At 63.0% G+C, this 16,456-nt stretch carries 16 protein-coding genes and 1 pseudogene; 6 read left to right on the top strand and 11 right to left on the bottom strand.

Annotated elements, in window-relative coordinates; all coding sequences use genetic code 11:
* Positions 1-880: 880 nt before the first annotated feature.
* From KZX46_RS06635 to KZX46_RS06620, 4 genes and pseudogenes are all read left to right on the top strand, one after another.
* Positions 881-1,591 (top strand): hypothetical protein, encoded by a 711-nt coding sequence (locus tag KZX46_RS06635; RefSeq protein ID WP_219775971.1) that lies wholly within the window; start codon positions 881-883, stop codon positions 1,589-1,591.
* Positions 1,578-2,159, top strand: coding sequence for a papain-like cysteine protease family protein (locus KZX46_RS06630; RefSeq protein ID WP_216710068.1), 582 nt, complete (start codon positions 1,578-1,580; stop codon positions 2,157-2,159). The genes KZX46_RS06635 and KZX46_RS06630 overlap by 14 nt, the downstream gene beginning before the upstream one ends.
* Positions 2,152-2,730 (top strand): hypothetical protein, encoded by a 579-nt coding sequence (locus tag KZX46_RS06625; protein ID WP_219775970.1) that lies wholly within the window; start codon positions 2,152-2,154, stop codon positions 2,728-2,730. The genes KZX46_RS06630 and KZX46_RS06625 overlap by 8 nt, the downstream gene beginning before the upstream one ends.
* Before the next feature lie 359 nt (positions 2,731-3,089).
* A pseudogene (locus tag KZX46_RS06620) lies at positions 3,090-3,494 on the top strand (glutathione-dependent disulfide-bond oxidoreductase); the annotation flags it as partial.
* 104 nt (positions 3,495-3,598) lie between these two features.
* On the opposite strand, the gene KZX46_RS06615 reads toward KZX46_RS06620, so the two are convergent.
* The 4 genes from KZX46_RS06615 to KZX46_RS06600 all read right to left on the bottom strand — a co-directional run bounded on the left by KZX46_RS06615 (position 3,599) and on the right by KZX46_RS06600 (position 5,850).
* On the bottom strand, positions 3,599-3,970 hold the full coding sequence (locus tag KZX46_RS06615; RefSeq protein ID WP_219775969.1) for a VOC family protein: 372 nt from the start codon (positions 3,968-3,970) through the stop codon (positions 3,599-3,601).
* 186 nt (positions 3,971-4,156) lie between these two features.
* Positions 4,157-4,804: an NrsF family protein gene (locus tag KZX46_RS06610; protein WP_226896258.1), complete on the bottom strand. Its 648-nt coding sequence runs from the start codon at positions 4,802-4,804 to the stop codon at positions 4,157-4,159.
* Positions 4,794-5,345 (bottom strand): sigma-70 family RNA polymerase sigma factor, encoded by a 552-nt coding sequence (locus KZX46_RS06605; protein WP_226896134.1) that lies wholly within the window; start codon positions 5,343-5,345, stop codon positions 4,794-4,796. Before KZX46_RS06605 ends, KZX46_RS06610 begins: the two co-directional genes overlap by 11 nt.
* Positions 5,335-5,850, bottom strand: coding sequence for a DUF1223 domain-containing protein (locus KZX46_RS06600; RefSeq protein WP_219775967.1), 516 nt, complete (start codon positions 5,848-5,850; stop codon positions 5,335-5,337). Before KZX46_RS06600 ends, KZX46_RS06605 begins: the two co-directional genes overlap by 11 nt.
* A 916-nt stretch (positions 5,851-6,766) precedes the next feature.
* Between KZX46_RS06600 and KZX46_RS06595 the strand changes: the two genes are divergently transcribed.
* Both KZX46_RS06595 and KZX46_RS06590 read left to right on the top strand, forming a co-directional pair.
* Positions 6,767-7,678: an alpha/beta fold hydrolase gene (locus KZX46_RS06595; RefSeq protein WP_219775966.1), complete on the top strand. Its 912-nt coding sequence runs from the start codon at positions 6,767-6,769 to the stop codon at positions 7,676-7,678.
* 351 nt (positions 7,679-8,029) lie between these two features.
* Positions 8,030-8,422, top strand: a complete 393-nt coding sequence (locus tag KZX46_RS06590; RefSeq protein ID WP_219775965.1) for a VOC family protein — start codon at positions 8,030-8,032, stop codon at positions 8,420-8,422.
* A gap of 437 nt (positions 8,423-8,859) precedes the next feature.
* Here KZX46_RS06590 and KZX46_RS06585 read toward each other — a convergent pair whose 3' ends face one another.
* The 7 genes from KZX46_RS06585 to KZX46_RS06555 form a co-directional block, all read right to left on the bottom strand.
* Positions 8,860-9,147, bottom strand: a complete 288-nt coding sequence (locus KZX46_RS06585; protein ID WP_219775964.1) for a hypothetical protein — start codon at positions 9,145-9,147, stop codon at positions 8,860-8,862.
* A gap of 235 nt (positions 9,148-9,382) precedes the next feature.
* Positions 9,383-9,775, bottom strand: coding sequence for a RidA family protein (locus KZX46_RS06580; protein WP_216710061.1), 393 nt, complete (start codon positions 9,773-9,775; stop codon positions 9,383-9,385).
* 60 nt (positions 9,776-9,835) lie between these two features.
* Complete coding sequence (locus KZX46_RS06575) at positions 9,836-10,768, bottom strand: YeeE/YedE thiosulfate transporter family protein (protein WP_219775963.1); 933 nt, start codon at positions 10,766-10,768, stop codon at positions 9,836-9,838.
* Positions 10,769-10,781: 13 nt separating this feature from the next.
* Positions 10,782-12,152, bottom strand: a complete 1,371-nt coding sequence (locus KZX46_RS06570; RefSeq protein ID WP_226896133.1) for an NAD(P)/FAD-dependent oxidoreductase — start codon at positions 12,150-12,152, stop codon at positions 10,782-10,784.
* A 70-nt stretch (positions 12,153-12,222) separates the two neighbouring features.
* Positions 12,223-13,953 (bottom strand): ubiquinone-dependent pyruvate dehydrogenase, encoded by a 1,731-nt coding sequence (gene poxB / locus KZX46_RS06565; RefSeq protein ID WP_219775961.1) that lies wholly within the window; start codon positions 13,951-13,953, stop codon positions 12,223-12,225.
* A complete protein-coding gene (locus KZX46_RS06560) occupies positions 13,950-15,629 on the bottom strand; it encodes an NAD-dependent malic enzyme (RefSeq protein ID WP_219775960.1) in 1,680 nt (559 codons plus the stop codon). The genes poxB and KZX46_RS06560 overlap by 4 nt, the downstream gene beginning before the upstream one ends.
* Positions 15,630-15,633: 4 nt before the next feature.
* On the bottom strand, positions 15,634-16,419 hold the full coding sequence (locus KZX46_RS06555) for a succinate dehydrogenase iron-sulfur subunit (RefSeq protein WP_216710057.1): 786 nt from the start codon (positions 16,417-16,419) through the stop codon (positions 15,634-15,636).
* Positions 16,420-16,456 lie beyond the last annotated feature (37 nt).

Raw genomic sequence — 16,456 nt, 5'->3', positions numbered from 1 at the left:
TGCCTGCAGACGAGCAGTTCTCGTTACACAGACAATATAATTAAATAGCGAGTAATTTACACGGCTTCACGCAAATTGCGACAAGCCGGCAGATGGCTGACAATGAATTGAGCAAACAAGAGAGAGGTCAATCGACCTCTGCCACCTATAAACAAGTTGTGAGCGCAGAGTATCTGTCGGAAACGCGGCCTTGTAATAAACATGCTCGTGCGCACTTTTTGGTTCAACATCGCCCTGCTCGGCTGACGGCTCGACCCGCCGGAACCGTCTGGAGGCGCCCCCAATTCAGCGAATGTCTCGCCGCCGCAGGCCGCATTCATCATTTCGATCACGGATTAGATCATGGGTCTCGCCCCTTCTTCGATCGCGCACGCCAGAGCGCCGCGCAAGTGCTCCGCGAGTGCGGAAGCACGACGCCACGACAAAGCACGATGCGATGAAGCACGATGCGATGGATTCGTCGGCACCACAGTAATCGACTTGCATCAAGGCGATAGTGCCGCATGAGTCCATCGCCTTAATCGCCAGCGCTGGCGGCCTGCAGAAGCATCGGCTGGCCTCAATAGGCAATTTGCGCAGCTTCAGGGATCGGGAGCGCGAAGCTGGCATCCTCCGATCTGCACTAGTAATGATCACAGTAGCTTAACTGAGATAAAATCACGTGAAACCTAGTCAGAAATTTTTCTGACGATAAGTGATTGCCCGTTGTGAATCTTACGACTAGCATCTGCTTGGGACGGGGGGATCATTAATGAGACATGCACTACTGGCACTTGCAGCGCTCGGTCTTGCGTCTTGTGCATCAATGGACGTTATCCCCCTCGACGTTTCCGCCCGCAACGCTCTCGACGGCGCGGTCCCGGGCTTCAGGGTTCCCCGGATGACGCCGTATCTGGTCGTCGCGCGGCTTCCCGCGAAGACGACGACCACCACCACCGCATCCGGCGATCCGCGCGTCGGGCCTGCAGCTGAGACCGGAGGCGCGCTACCGAAGCCTCCACCAGGCGGCGGCCTCGTCCCTCAACCGCAATCAGGCGGTCGGACGGGCCCCGGAGCACCTGGAGCAGGCGACAAGACCAGCACTACCGACGATGGGGCCGCTCCGGTCGCCGCGGCGGGAACGGGATCCGATACGGGTTTCGTCGCGCAATCCGACACCTTCGTGATGAAGATCGTCTACCTGCCCGACTACTCGCACTCAGTCGCGGTGCGTGTCAGAAGCGGAATGTTCGGTTCTTCTTCCCTTCAGCTGAGCTTCGAGAACGGGATGCTGACGGCCGTCGGCGGAAAGGTCGACAACTCGAAGGCCGGTGATGTCGCCGTCGCCGCGCTCCAGGCCATCAGCACCATCGCCACGGGCGGCGCATCCAAGGCGGGCGGCGGCGGCGCGGCGGCGCCCGGCGGTGCCGAAAGGATCGAGAGCAAGCCTGATCGACCGCCGCTGCGGCCGGGGGTCTACGCCTTCGTGCCGGTGGCGACCGAGAACCCGCTCGGAATCTGCACGGTCGCCTACTTCACCGAGGACGGTGTCGTGGCTCCCTCCCCGTCTGAGGCCATCGGGTGCAAAGCGAAGCCCGGTGCCGCGAACTGATCCTGCGTTCTGGCTCGACGTCACTCCGACCGGGACACCTGTCGGCGAGCACATGGTCAGCAACACCGCCTTGGTCGCGCAGGCACCCTACTTGGACCTCTGCTGGGCGGCGTGCGCGACCATGGTGCTGCGGCATCTCGGGCAGCAGGTGGATCTCCCCACTGTCGTGAAAGCGACCTACGGGAATTTCGTCGATCAAACCGCGTGGCCGCAGCACATCTACATCGACGTCTACGGTCTAAACTGCCTCTATCTGCTAAGGGAGCAACTGCTCGGCGAGGGCCCGACCGGCGGCTCCGTCTGGGTTGGCGACTGGCTTAGGGCCGACTGGCCGCTCCAGCCGTACATCCGTTGGAACGGTAGCAGCGACACCCACACCATTGTCCTCGGCGGCGTCTACGGCGACGGGCGGGTCCGCGTGCTCGATCCCGCTGCGAGTGAAGAGTCCACGCACACCTTCGATGATGTCATGCAGGGCTTCGGTGAGGGAACGCTCGAGGGCATCTGGTACGACATCGGCTATCGACCGAGAGGGCTGGCAATGGTCAACGTCGATTCCGATGGCTGAGCCCGGTCAACCGAATTCCCGTGAATCGCTCGCGCGGCAGATCGGAAGCTGGCTGCCTAGACCTGACGTCCATGATTTCGCGCTTCGGCCCGATCCGGGGCTGCGCCTCGCGGAGACGCTTGCCGTGGAATACCTCGATCCGTCTTTCGCCGGAGCGGATTCCTCCGCCGGGGTAGTGTTCCCTTCCGATGTCGATCTTCACCTGATCCGCGACAGGTCGGGCGCAGCCGTGTCGTATGCACGCAGCAGGCGCGGTGGCGACATGCCACTCCTTTCGCTGTCTACTTCGAGCCCGCTGCCGAGCCTGATCGATCAGGGGCTGGCGTTGCTTGAGACGGAGGTATCAGCCGATGGACATATCTCGATCATCCTCCACGGTCCGCTTTCCCTTGCCGCGCTACGCGTCGAGAAGGACGGCCAGGACCTGTTCTGCCTGCTGCGGATCGAGGGAAGCGACTTCTCGGCGGCACTAAGGGTTATGCGGTTAGCTGAGTTCGTCGCTATAGTGAGAACGGCGGGCGTCGAGCGCAGCCACCGATCTGGCCGTCGACCGAATCCTCCAATCGAATAGGCTTTCACTCCAAAGAATTGGCATGGTCGCGTTCCGCGAACTCCGTCGCTCACCATCAAAACATCAAAACGCTCGAATCGGCACAGCTTGGCACCCTTCAAGTCACGCGGCAAAGGGCTAGCCCGCAGCCGCATGACCGGGGTCCAACCGGAAATCTCGGATAGCATGGGAGCATTCCGCGCCGATACGCCTCGATGATCGGAAGCGCGTCGGGTTTGCTCGTTGGCCGTTCCAGACGATGATCGACGGGACGGGCTATACGCCCTTCAGGTACGACTGACCCATGTGCCCAACCATAGAATCAAGTCGACACGCTCGAGACCCTGCGCGAACCAAGCCGAGGCATGCATCGTGCGGCGGTCGGTCGGCACCTGTTCCAGCTCTACTCCCTGGCGGCGCGCAATGGGGTGAAGGTCACCATCATATTCGAAGAGCTGCTCTAGCTCGGCCATCAGGCGGCCGAATACGACGCGTGGCCGATCGAAATCGGACAAGGCGACCAGTTCCGTTCCGGATTCTTAAGCGTCAATCCCAATACGAAGATTCCGGCGCTCGTCGACCGGTCGGGTCCTGACGACATTCGCATCTTCGAGTCGGGCGCCATCTTCCACCACCTGGCCGAGAAGTTTGGGGAGTTCCTGCCGCGGGGCCCGAAGTTTCGCGCGGAGACCCTCTCTTGGCTACCGAGGCAGATGGAATCCGCGCGATTCCTGAGGGGGGGGGGCGGCTTCAGACACTTCTACGCCTACGCACCCACCAATCAGTCCGGGGCCGGAACTCGGTCGGTCATGATCGCCGATGAGGGCTTCGCCGCGTCCTCGATGAACCAGTTGGCCGCCGAGGTCGCGCGAGCTTTCGGAGAGCTGGCCTACCGCGTCGGCGGCGCGTAGACGTTGACAAGATTGCCATCCGGATCGCGGAACAGCATCGAACGATTACCCCAGGGTTGAGTTGTGGGCTCGAGCACCCAGACGATGGCTTCCGTATTCAGCCGCTCGCGCTCGGCATCGACGTCCGCCACCTCGAACTCCAGAATCACCGATTGATTGGCGCCGGCTAGCGCGGCCCCGGCATTGTCCCGGTCGACCGAGCGGCGGCTGCAGATCGCAAGGACCGCTCCCGCTGTCCGCAGCTCCACGAAATCTTCGGTGCCGACGGGTTCGACGCCGGTGATACACTGATAGAAGCCAGCGAGAGCTGCTACGTCCTCGGTGACGATCCTGACTGACGCGAACTTCATGGTATAAGTCTCCTATTGAATGGTGGCGGCATCAACGGGTGCTCGGGTACCGGCTTGCCGAAAGTCGGCGATCCGCTTGCCCGTCCATCGCGGCGGCGAACCCGCCGCTCGGTGGCTTCGCCGCCGGCTCCGCATCGCGGAGATTCAGTGGGATAAACGGGCGTGCCCGCCCTGCGGGGTCGTCACTCACCACTTGATCCAGCGCACCAGCATCGTCCGTGCCAGGACGGTACATGCTAGCACCGCGCTACCGTACCAGACGACGACATACAGCGGATCATCGTGCCAGCAGGTCCAGGCGAACGCGAACGCGGCCCATCCAGCACTGCTAAGACCCACCGCCCAGGCGACGAGGCGCGGCCGTGTCGGCGCCGCCCGCCGAGCAAGCCAAGTCAGCAGGATCGCCATCGGCACGGCGTATGCCAGCGTGAGGCTCGCGCATGCGATACCGTCACGCCATTGCAGGCGGGCCATCAGTCCCTCGGGCATCGTGATCGAGGTGCCGAACAACACCGCGACCGCGACAGCCGCCACGCCGGCCAGCCCCCACCACCAGCGACGCGGCGAGCCTGCCGGGTCGAGCGCAAGCACCGCGGCCGTCCCGCAGGTGGTCGCCAGCGTCAAGCAGCTTGCCATCTTCCACCAGAACATCGGGCCATGCATTGCGACCAAAAGATCGGGCCTTGGCCGGGTCATCGTTATCACTAGGATCAGCTCGAGCGCCGCGAACCCGATCACCAGGGCGCCGTCCTGCCAGGCGCGACGCCGTCTCACCGGCGCCAACCTAGCCACGAGATCGTCGACGATCGCTTCGCTCGACCGGCTAGTCATCATGGTCACCCGCATATCCTTTGACCTTTTCCGACAGCCGTCCGAGCCCCCGATGGATGTTGACCTTGACCAACGCCGTGCTCTGCCCCGTCACGGTCGCCGCCTCCTCGATGCTGAAACCCTGCAGCTTGACCAACCTGATCACCGCCGCCTGCGCCGGTTTTAGTGTTGCAATCAGGTCGCGAAGCACCACTGCACTCAGTATTGACGTGGCGGCGTCCCCGACAACCATCGCCTCCGGCAAGGCGTGCTCTTCCGGCAGCATCTCTGTGTGATGGGTCCTCATCGACCGGAGCCTGTCGATCCATTTGTAGCGCGCGATGGCAGCCAGCCAAGGGCTGAACGGTTTCGAGGGGTCATAAGTATGCCGCTTGGTGTGGATCGCCACCAGAGCATCCTGGACCGCGTCGTCAAGCATGCTGGAGGGCAGCCGGCGGCGGTAATAGCGCTTCAGCCAGCGGCGCAACTCGTCGAGCAATCGGCGATCGACCACGGTATCGCCGGCCTGTGAGGCGGCCATCAACGGCGCCCAATCATCGGCCACTCAACTGCCTGCGAAAGCATTCGTCATCGCGAACGTACCGCACCAGCCAGATGTCGGCGCCGCACGCAGGTGCTCTGCCCACGCCGATCGCTACGTTGTCGGCCGCATGCGTCAAAGCCCGCTCGAGCGGTCGCGACGCCTTCGCAAGCAGATCGTCGATCTCACCGGCGCGCATGCCAACCACGTCGTCGCGTCCGTTGCCGATCACCTGCGGGGTCCACACCGGAACGTGGTTCAGCCCTCTGGCGCCGTCCCACTGCCGCTCTGTATGAATCGGCGACGCGAAGCTGTCCTTTTGGCCGAACTGGTCCGAGGAGGTTACGGCGAACGTTAACGCCAGCACGTCGGGGCGATCGGCGATCGCCGCAAGGTTCTTCAACGGCGGGCAGGAGGAGCAGCCTTGGCCCTGGTAGAGCTCGTCCACGGTCGTATGCGACGTATCGGCAAGAGCAGGCACGCCTAGCAGCATCGATGTAGCAAGCAGTAAAGCGAAGATCGTTTCCATTGCATCGGACTTCAAAGTCACAGACTCACCTTCGACGGCATGCGCACCGAGGTTACAATCCCAAAAGATGAAGTTTTCGGCTTGAACCAAGCTCATTAGGGCTAAATTGCGCTTTCTTACTGTTCGTCAATCCGCGCCGTTGCGTTGATTGCAATCAGATCGCGGTAGTGATCCGCACGCCGGCTTGTTGGGCGCTCAAAGGCTGGTGGGCGCGTCGGCCCCGACAAGTGCCGATGGGGAGATACCTTCAGGGTCTCGCCTGAAGGTGCCGACATAGGGAGGCGGAGAGATCGATAGATCACGTCGGAGGACCGTGCTCTCCGGCATCATTCAGCCACGCCTCAACGAACGTCCGGCTCAGATTTCGGGAGACTGAGCGTTGGCCACGGACGCTGGCGTCGATGTGAAGTAGTACCGTCATCGAACGACCCCCGCTGCCGCCGCACCCACGGCAACGGCGAAATCGGCGCATGAGTTTGAAGATAAGGATTTACGTGTTCGTACCATTGCTCATGGTATAGACTTCAGCTCGGGTCGAAATCGCCTTGCCCGACCGCACGGGCCTGCATTTGCGCAAGATACGCCGACTCTGCAATTTTCGCCGCTTAAACGTCATCCTCGAAGGTACGGCTCGGCAGAGCAGAGGGAAGGCGATACTTGAGGATTTCCAGACTGGGATTTGCCGATCGTCACAACCACTGGCACGCTTGAAAAAGACGTAGAGGTATGGACAAGCGGTCGGGTGCCGCAATCGCGCTCCGCGGGTGTATCCCGTTCACCCGGATGGACATAAGTTTCCGTCCTGTCCGGGCGATCCGGCCCTACACGATGCTCAGCCACGGGTATGGTATGGTGCAGAGCCGTGGACTAGGCCCGCTAGGTGTCAAGACGGCGAACGGACCGGGGAGATGTCGTCATGGATGAGGCACAGGACCGGTTCAACCGGCGGTTCAAGCATCATAAGGCTCATTTGGGAGATGTTCGGCTGCACTTCGTGCGAGGCGGCCAGGGCCGGCCGCTGATCCTGCTGCATGGTTGGCCCGCGACTTGGTATGAGTGGCACCGTGTGATGCCGGTGCTGGCCGAACATCACGACGTGATCGCCGTCGACATCCGCGGTCTCGGCGACTCGAGCAGGCCGGTAGGCGGCTACGACAAGGAGACGGCGGCAGCGGACATCGCCGGACTAGTGCGGCTGCTCGGGCTGCAGTCGATCGATGTGGCAGGTCACGACATAGGCGGTCAGATCGCGTTCTCGCTGGCTCGCACCTACCCAGATCTCGTCAGACGCGTGGCGATCCTGGATATCGCAATCCCCGGGCTTCCGGAATGGGACCAATCGCAGCTCTGGCACTTCGCCTTCCATACTCAACTCGACATGCCTGAATTCCTGGTTGCGGGGCGCGAGCGGCAGTACATCAGCTGGTTCTTCGGAGGTGAGGCGTACGACCCGTCGGCAGCGACCCGCAATGACATCGACGAATACGTGCGAACCTATACGCAGCCCGGCGCGCTCCGCGCCGGCTTCGACTACTACAGGTCGTTCACGCAAGATGCGGTGGTAAATAGGGCCTGGGCGGCGAATGGTGGGCGTCTTGACATGCCCGTTCTGTGGCTAGGCGGCTTCTCCGCGATGAACCTACCTTCCGCCGCGCAAGTCGAGCCGGCCGGGACGGGAACGCTGCTCGGTAGACAACTCGCGGACGTTGCCAGCGACCTAAGCGGCCGGGCGATCTCTGGCTGCGGCCACTGGATGTCGACAGAGTGTCCGGAGGTCGTCTCGGAAGAGCTTCTCCGGTTCTTCTCAGAAGCAACGAAAGCTACCTAGTCGGAAACCGAACGCCGCAAGCCGCTAGGGGAGCGACCCGTCCGCGGAACCGACGAGAGGCGGGGCATCGGCAGACCGCCGTGGACCTCCAGCCACTGAACTCGCCGACCCGGTCGTCCGATTCGGGCTGTTCGATATGAGGCCGGGAGTCGCCAATCTAACCGCAAGTTTCGCGTCGCTTCTTGCCTCATCTTGCCAAAAAGCACCGCGGTCAGAGATCACAGCGGTAAAAGTCTGCGGATCGTCCCAACATTTCTGTCTAAAATTCAAGGCGGCGTTCGCGGTCGGCATCGTCTTCACCACGGCTTGCGCGCGACTGGCGGCAGTGTCACCCCTGGATGAGGTTACCTCATGAAGCGCACTCCCACGAGGATCGTCGCCGGAAACGTATCGGAGCTTGGACGCCAGGGTGAGGACGACACCGGCGCCGGTTCCAAAGGCAGTGAAGCCTTTCTCGAGAGCCGCGAAACAGACAGTGTTCTGGCGATCTGCAGCGAACGGTCGGTATCTAGAGATAGCGCCGCGGCCGTGGTGCCGAGATCCAACCTCCCGATCCTCGAATTTAAGGTCAAAGACGTTGGTTCCGAGCGAACCCGCCTGAGGGGTGTCGTTGGGGATTGGGCGATGGGTCTTACGACCGAGCCTTGTAGCAACCGGTCGATGCTGACCCGCGATCCAAACGGCTACCTCATCAACGTCTACACTCCGATAGCGAGCCGGTGGATCGAACCTGACGATCCATGATAGCCGCGTCCGCTCAACCGCCGACGACCTTCGCCCGGCGAAAGCTCTCGTCCTGACGGCACCTGCACCCGCTCACCCTCAACCCTACTCGTTCAAAAGTCTAAGTGTCGCGCATATCCTCAAACCGAGGATGGATATCAGGCGGTATCTCCGCGGTCGCCAGTTCGCGTCGAAGAGGAATGCGGCCACCGGGATACCGGAGCGACCCGAATGGCGAAGGTGTCAAGGTGTCGGCGTGGCTTGGGAACACTCGTCCCAACGGCGCACCTACCCACTAAAGTCCATTCTGGGACTGCGATACCGAGTCACCATGACCCGAGAAGCTCGTTTGCGGTGCGGCGGCCAAGACGCACCGCAAAGGGACCGCTTAGATCGCAGCAATGCCATTTGAATTACGAACGGAGGGCGGGGAGTGAACCTCCCCGCCCTCGATAGGCTCACTGCGGCGTTGACGATTTCATCGCATCGGCTTTCATCGCATCGTGCTTCATCATCGCGTCGTGCTTCATCATCGCGTCGTGCTTCTTCATCTGCGCCTTGGTCATCCTCCCGTGTCCCGCCATATGGTCGGTAGCCATATGATCTGTCGCCATATGGTCAGTCGCCATCGCGTCGTGTGACGCCATCTTGTCGCCCGTTGTCGCTTTGCTGGCGTCCTGCGCCATCGCACCTGTGGCGCCGAGCACAATAGCACCAACTGCGATCATCACTATCTTGAAGGTCATCGTCGTCTCTCTCAGGTTGGCCGGCCGCTGCGAGCGGTCGGCGGGGGTAAAAGGGGGTCAACCAAGAACAGCTGTAGGGATGACGACGTCTGCGCACGGCACGAGCCCTGCCGTAGCGAGCCTAGCGCAAGCCGACCGGCTCCGGTCGCCGTCCTGACCGATCTTCACTAGATGGCTGCTTCGACAGCCGCGACCGCGGACAAAAGGGCGATGGCCTCCAGATCACAAGCGGTGCTCACGTGCCGGCGCCGTTATCCGTAAGGCCAATGGCTTCGATCTCGAACACCGCTTCAGGCCGATATAATGCCTTGACGCCAACCAGGCTGTCGGCGGGAAACGGCTGAGAGAAGAACTTGCGACGCAGCGCGACGACGGAACCAAAATTGTCCATGTCAGTGATGAATATCGTCACTTTCACGACCCGGTCGAGGCTTGAACCGCCCGCTCTCAGCACGCGGTCAAGATTGCTGAAGGCCTGTTCGCCCTGCGCCATGAAGCCGCCTTCCACGATGCGGCCTTCAACATCGTAACCAGCCTGCCCGGAAGCGTACACCAGGTTTCCGACGCGTATGCCTTGGGAAAGCGCAAAGGGCTCGTAGGGGTCCGGTTGCGTGACGACCTGCTCCATCGAACTCACCCTGCCTCGCATTCAGCCGAGAATATACGACCTGATCGTCCCAAGCGGAGCTTAACTGGTATAGCGTCGAGCGGACCGGGTAAGGATCGACCTGCCGCCCAACGCCAGTGCGATCAGCGTCGCGTTCATCGTCGTATAGGCCAGTACGAGGTTCGGCAGAAGCAGCGGCAATCCGACGAGCAGCATGGCATCGTTTCCGCCGGGAACAAGCCGCGCTCCTACGCCCATGATGCCCCCACCGACCGCTGTCCGCGCCCACAGGTCAAGCGGACCGAGACGAAAGGCGAAGAGCCCTGCCCGGATCGCACCCACGGTTGTTCCCGCGAGGAGTGCGAGCGCGAACACGCAATGGCGCCGGAAAGTCGCGTCGTTCGGGCTCACTCCGCTGAAGAACGGCGTATACGCCCAGCCGTGCGCCAGCACTGCGAGACTTCCCACGATCAGGCCGAACGCGACCATGGCGGAGGCCGGGCGCCAACGGGATTTGACGGATGCTCTCGGCAAGGACAAAAGACACCACAAGAGAGCCAGCGTCACCGTGAACGCGACCAGAACCCGGGTCGCATGCGGGAGTCCCAGGAGCACGGACGTCACCGGCGGCGGCGTTGTCGGGTAAGTCACCGAAGCGGCACCGATGAGGAACCCCCCGATTGTCGCCAGCCGGGGAAGCTCCCCACTGCCCAATCGGGCCGCGGTGCCAAAAGCGCATCGTCCATTCACGAATGCGCCGACGCCGTAGATGACGCCTCCGAGCGCCGGGCGTATTGTCGCCGGAAGGCCGAATTCGCACGTGATCACATCGTAACCCGCCAAGGTGCCGATGCTGATCGCGACGAGCGAGCAAGCGGCGCACACTAGGAAGCCGACGAAGAGGTGCGGGCGCCGATGTCGGACCAGCTCATCGATTGCGGTCACGGCGCAGATGTTGCCGCGCTGCGCGACATATCCAGCCATGAAGACGAGCAGCACGATGCTGGCGAGCACGGCCTGACTGGGGTCACGTGGGATCGTGCGGCGGAACTCTCATGAATAGCTCGGACAGTCCTTCCGCATAGGTCGGATGCGCCGTGATGAGGCCCGCCACCATCTGGTATGGAAGCCCGGCATTCATCGCGATCTGAACTGTCGGCAGAAGTTCGCCGGCCTGCGCACCGAAGGCGGTGAAGCCGAGGATGCGATCGTCCGTTCCAACGAGCACCTTCATCTTGCCGCGCATCCGACCGGTCGAATGGCTGCGCCAGATTTCCGAATAAGGCAGTTCGGCGAGCCGATAACCGATGCCTCGACGATGCGCCTCTCTCTCGTTCAGACCGACGCTCGCAAGTTCGGGATCGAGGAACAGGCAGTTCGGCACGTGCCGCCCCACAGTGCTCCGGTCGCCACCGGCCAGGTTGTCGCGGACGATGCGGAAATCGTCGTGGGACATGTGGGTGAAGGCTGGACTGCCCGCGCAGTCGCCCATCGCCCAGACCGCCTCGGCGGTGGTCTCCAACCGCGCGTTCACCTGGACGTGCCCGGAGGCGGTCAGGGCGACCCCCGCGCGCTCCAAACCGATGCCGCCGGTGTCGGGAAACTTGCCGACCGCGACCAGCAGGTGACTGCCCTCGATCGCTCGCTCGACACCCGCGACATCGCCGTAAAGCGTCACGCCCTCCCCCGACCTGCCCGTCACCCGGTCGATGTGGGCCGAGGTCACGACCTCGACCCCCTCCTCGAGAAGCAGATCGAGGACGGCGTGCGCGATGTCGTCGTCCTCGCGGTGCAAGATGCGCTCGCCGCGTTCGATGACCGTTACGCGGCTCCCGAGCCGGCACATGGCCTGCGCGAACTCCAGCGCGATGTAACCACCACCGTAGATCAGAAGATGCTCCGGTACCACGTCGAGGTCGAGCAGCTCGACGTGCGTCATCGGCTTCGACTCGGCCAGCCCGGCCAGCTTGGGCATGATCGCGGTCGAACCGAGGTCGAGGAACATCCTGTCTCCGCGCAACGTGCGCGTCCCGCCGTCGTTGAGCGCCACTTCCAGCGTCCGCTCGTCGACGAAGGTGCCGCGTCCCATCACCAGTTCGCTGCCGGTCCTGTCGAAGTTGTCGAGGTAGATGCCGATCAGCCCACGGACCATCGCGCCCTTGCGTGACTGCACGACCGGCATCGAAACCGCGGCCCCGGTCGTGTTCACGCCGAACCCATGGCCCGTCGCGACGACATGGGCGACCTCGGCGCTGTGGATGAAGCTCTTGCTCGGCAGGCAGGCGATGTTGGGGCAAGAGCCGCCGACATATCGCTGCTCCACCACTGCCACCCTCTGCCCGGCGGCCCCCAAATGCCACGCGAGCAGGACCCCGGCCGTTCCCGCGCCAAGAATCACGGCGTCGTAGCGTTCGCTGTCTATCACGATGCGGCCCCTTCGCGCTGATTTTCAGATAGGCGAGACCGCTTCACCGAAGGAGCGCCGTGCGGGCAAGTTCGACGACCTCGTTGCCCTGCCCGTTCAAGACCGCCTTCGCCGTCCACAACCCGAACCCGGCGATCTGTCCGATCTCGATTTTGGGAGGCAACGACAGTTCGTGGCGCGCGGTGACCGCGTCGAGCAATGCAGGCCCCGGGTGCGTGAGCACTGCAGCCAGCGCTCCCGGCAGGTCGGCCGGATCCTCGACCCGGCGTGCGAAGATTCCCGCCGCAGTCGCGACCGCGGCGAAATCCGGATTCTCCAGCGCAACACCGACATCGAGCATCCCGGCCGCCTTCATCTCTAGTTCGACGAAACCCAATGTCCCGTTGTTCAGCACCACGATCTTCACCGGCAACTTCTTCTGCGTGAGGGTCAGCAGATCGCCCATCAGCATCGCGAACCCGCCATCTCCCGAGAACGAGATGATCTGACGGTCGGGGTATGCCGCCTGAGCGCCGATGGCCTGTGGCAGCGCGTTGGCCATCGAACCATGGTTGAGCGACCCGACCAGCCGTCGCTTTCCGTTCATCTTGAAGTAGCGAGCGGCCCAGATCGTGGTGGTGCCGACGTCGAAGGTGAAAACCGCGTCGTCACTTGCCATGTCGCTGAGCGTCTTCGCAACGAACTGCGGATGCATCGGCTTGCGGCCGGCACGTCCCACCGCCAGATCATCGAGGCCCTTCCGGGCTTCACGATACCGCGCCAGGCTGCGATCGAGGTGCGTCCGGTCGCGCTTCGGCTCCAGCCGCGGTAGCAGCGCGTCGATCGTAGCCCGCACGTCGCCGATCAGCCCGAAATCAAGACGACAGCGCCGCCCCAGATTCTCGGGACGGAGGTCGACCTGGGCGATGGTCGCCTTGTTCGGGTAGAATTGCCGATATGGAAAATCGGTCCCCAGCATCAGCAGCATGTCGCAATCGTTCATCGCTTGATAGCCGGAGCTGAAGCCGATGAATCCGGTCATGCCAACGTCGTAAGGATTGTCCCACTCGACGGATTCCTTGCCGCCGAGCGCGTGGACGATGGGCGCCTTCAAGACCTCGGCGAGCTGGAGCATTTCGGGACGCGCGTCTGCGCACCCTCGGCCGCAGAGCATCGTCACGCGCCCGGCGGCATCGAGCAGGCCGGCGAGCCGGACCAGTTCCGTATCTCCGGGGCGCACAAGCGGGTCCGCCAAGATAAGCGCGGGCGACGGCGCCGCCATCTCGTCGACCGCCATCCCCGCTACATCGCCCGGCAGCACCAGGACCGAGACGCCGCGCTTGGCGATCGCAACCCGGATCGCGGTCTCGACGACTCCGGGCAGCTGCTTAGAGGTCGAGATCATCTCGCAGTAGTAGCTGCACTCCCGGAACAGCTGCTCGGGTCGGGTCTCCTGGAAGTAGCCCCGGCCGATTTCCGCGCTCGGTATCTGCGCCGCGATCGCCAGCACGGGGACGCGCGAACGGTGGCAGTCGTACAGGCCGTTGACGAGATGGAGGTTCCCCGGCCCACACGAGCCTGCGCAGACGACCAGCGACCCGGTCAGATGCGCCTCGCCGCCGGCCGCGAACGCCCCGACCTCCTCGTTGCGCACATGCACCCATTCAATCTCGCCGTGCTTTCGGACCGCCTCCGTCACCGCGTTCAGGCTGTCGCCGGCGATGCCATAGATTCGCTTGACCCCCGCCCGGTGCAGCATCGCGACGATCATTTCGGCGATGTTGGACGTGCTCATGATTCGAGGGCCCCCTGCCGGGAAACGCTGCACGTGGGTTCGTATTGCGGTCGGTAGAGCATCGCCTCGATCCACGGGCGGATTTCGCGAGGACGTTCGGCAGTCGCCAAACCGGACTCGAACATGTGTTCGGCGATCCGCGTCGCGGTCGCGACCTCCACGGTGAGGATGTTGGCTTGGCGCGGGAACAGCATCCCCATCCTACGCAGATCTTCGCCGACTTGGTCTGCGCATGCCTCCGCAGCGACGATGAAGCATTCGTCGGTGATCCGCGTCGGGCGCGCCGCATAGGTGGCGAGGCCGATCGCGGGGAAGATGTAGAAGTTGTTCGCCTGGCCGGGATGGAAGATGCGACCCGCATATTCGACATCGGGGAACTGTACCCCAGCCGCGAACAACGCGGTGCCCTTGGACCAGGCATACGCCTCTTCGGCAGTGCATTCCGCCTTCTCCGTGGGGTTGGACAGGGCGAAGATGATGGGACGCGCGTTGATCGCCGCAATCGCCTCCACTACCCGCTGGTCGAACGCGCCGCCTTGGGTGCTTAATCCGAATAGCGCGTTCGGCCTGAACGTCCCGATTGCCTCGACGAACTCCGCGCACGGCAAGGCGTCGTGCGCGTAGGGCCGTTGTGCGACCGAGAGATCGGTGCGCGAGGCCTCCAACAACCCCTTGCTATCGAACATCGCTATCCGCGCTCTCGCGTCGGTCTCGGAAAGCCCTTTGGCCTGCATGGCCTTGACGATCAGACCCGCGACGCCGATCGCGGCTGAGCCTGCTCCGAGAAACATAAGACGCGACTGGGTGAGATCGACGTCGGTGATCTGCAATGCGGTGGTCAGCCCTGCAAGCGCGATGGCCGCCGTACCTTGGATGTCGTCGTTGTAGCAGAGCACCCGGTCGGCGTATCGCTCGAGCAGCCGGATCGCATCACTACCCTTCCAGTCCTCGAAGTGGATGCAGCAGCCGGGAAACACCTCCTGCACCGCCTGCACGAATTCCTCGACGAATTCGTCGAGCTGATCCGTCGGTGGCGGCTCCTGACGAAGCCCGAGATAAAGTGGATCGGCGCGCAGCGACGCGCTGCTGGTGCCGATGTCGAGGAGGACGGGGAGCAGTGTGTGCGGCGGAACCCCGGCGCAGGCGGTGTAAAGTTGGAGCTTGCCGATCGCGATGCCCATGCCGTTCGCGCCGAGGTCGCCCAATCCCAGAATACGTCCACCGGTCGAGACGCAGATGAAGCGGACGTCGCGCTCCGGCCAGTTGCGGAGCACCTCGGCTACGCGGCCTTTCATGTCGTGCGCGACGTACATTCCATGGGCCCGACGGTAGATACTACCGAACTTGAGGCAGGCCTCCCCGACGGTCGGCGCGTAGATGATCGGCAGGAAGCGAACCGGGTCGCTCATCACGACGTTGTAGAACAGCGTCTCATTGCGATCGAGAAGTCCGGTTAGGTAGATGTAGCGCTCAAGGTCGGACGTCTTCTGATCGAGGTGGTCGAGGACCCGGTAGAGCTGGTGATCCATCGTCTCCACGGTGTGCGGCAGCAGACCGAGCAGGCCATTAGCTTCCCTCTCCGCCAGCGTGAACGCAGTACCCTTATTGCGGCGTGGATCGTTCGTCAGCGCGAAGGTCGGGGCGACGGCTTCGTGTCTCATGGTCCGTTTCTCCATCGATTCACCCGCGCTCGAGCATCTGCTGCTTGATGGCGTTGATTGCCCGCGACGGGTTGAGCTTCTTCGGGCAGGTCTTGGTGCAGTTCATAATCGTGTGGCAGCGGTATAGGCGGAACGGGTCGTCCAGTTGGTCAAGCCGCTCCCCGGCGTGGGTGTCCCGCGAGTCTGCAATCCACCGCTCGGCTTGGAGAAGGATGGCAGGCCCGAGGTACTTGTCCGGGTTCCACCAGTAACTCGGGCACGAGGTCGAGCAGCAGAAGCAGAGCACGCATTCATAAAGGCCATTGAGCTTCGCCGCGTCAGCGGGCGACTGGCGTCGCTCACGATCTGGAACAGGCTGGTCGTTCTTGAGCCACGGCTCGATCAACTCGTACTGGGCGTACAACCCGGTCAGGTCCGGGATTAGATCGCGCAGCACGTGCATGTGCGGGAGCGGAGCGACACGGCTCTTGCCGCCTCTCAGCCCGTCGATCGGCTGGAGGCAGGCCAGAGTGTTGACCCCGTCAATGTTCATCGAGCAGGAGCCGCAGACGCCCTCGCGGCACGACCGGCGGAAGGCAAGCGAGGGATCGATCTCGTCGACGATCTTGAGCAATGCGTCGAGGACCATCGGTCCGCAGTCGTCCAGATCGATGTCGAACGTGTCCAGGCGCGGGTTTCGACCCGACGCCGGGTCCCAGCGATAGACCTCGAACGACTTGCACCGTCCCGCCGCGCCGGGTTCGTCCAATCGCCAATGGTGGCCCTTCTCGACCTTTGAATTCGCTGGCAGGGTGAACTCGGCCATGGCTGTTATCCGATCGAGGGTGCTCAAGTCGAAGCGG

The organism is Polymorphobacter sp. PAMC 29334 (assembly GCF_019431245.1).
Classification (GTDB): domain Bacteria; phylum Pseudomonadota; class Alphaproteobacteria; order Sphingomonadales; family Sphingomonadaceae; genus Polymorphobacter_B; species Polymorphobacter_B megasporae.
Note: the sequence above shows the minus strand (reverse complement) of the source record. Positions and strands in the feature narration are given on the sequence as shown.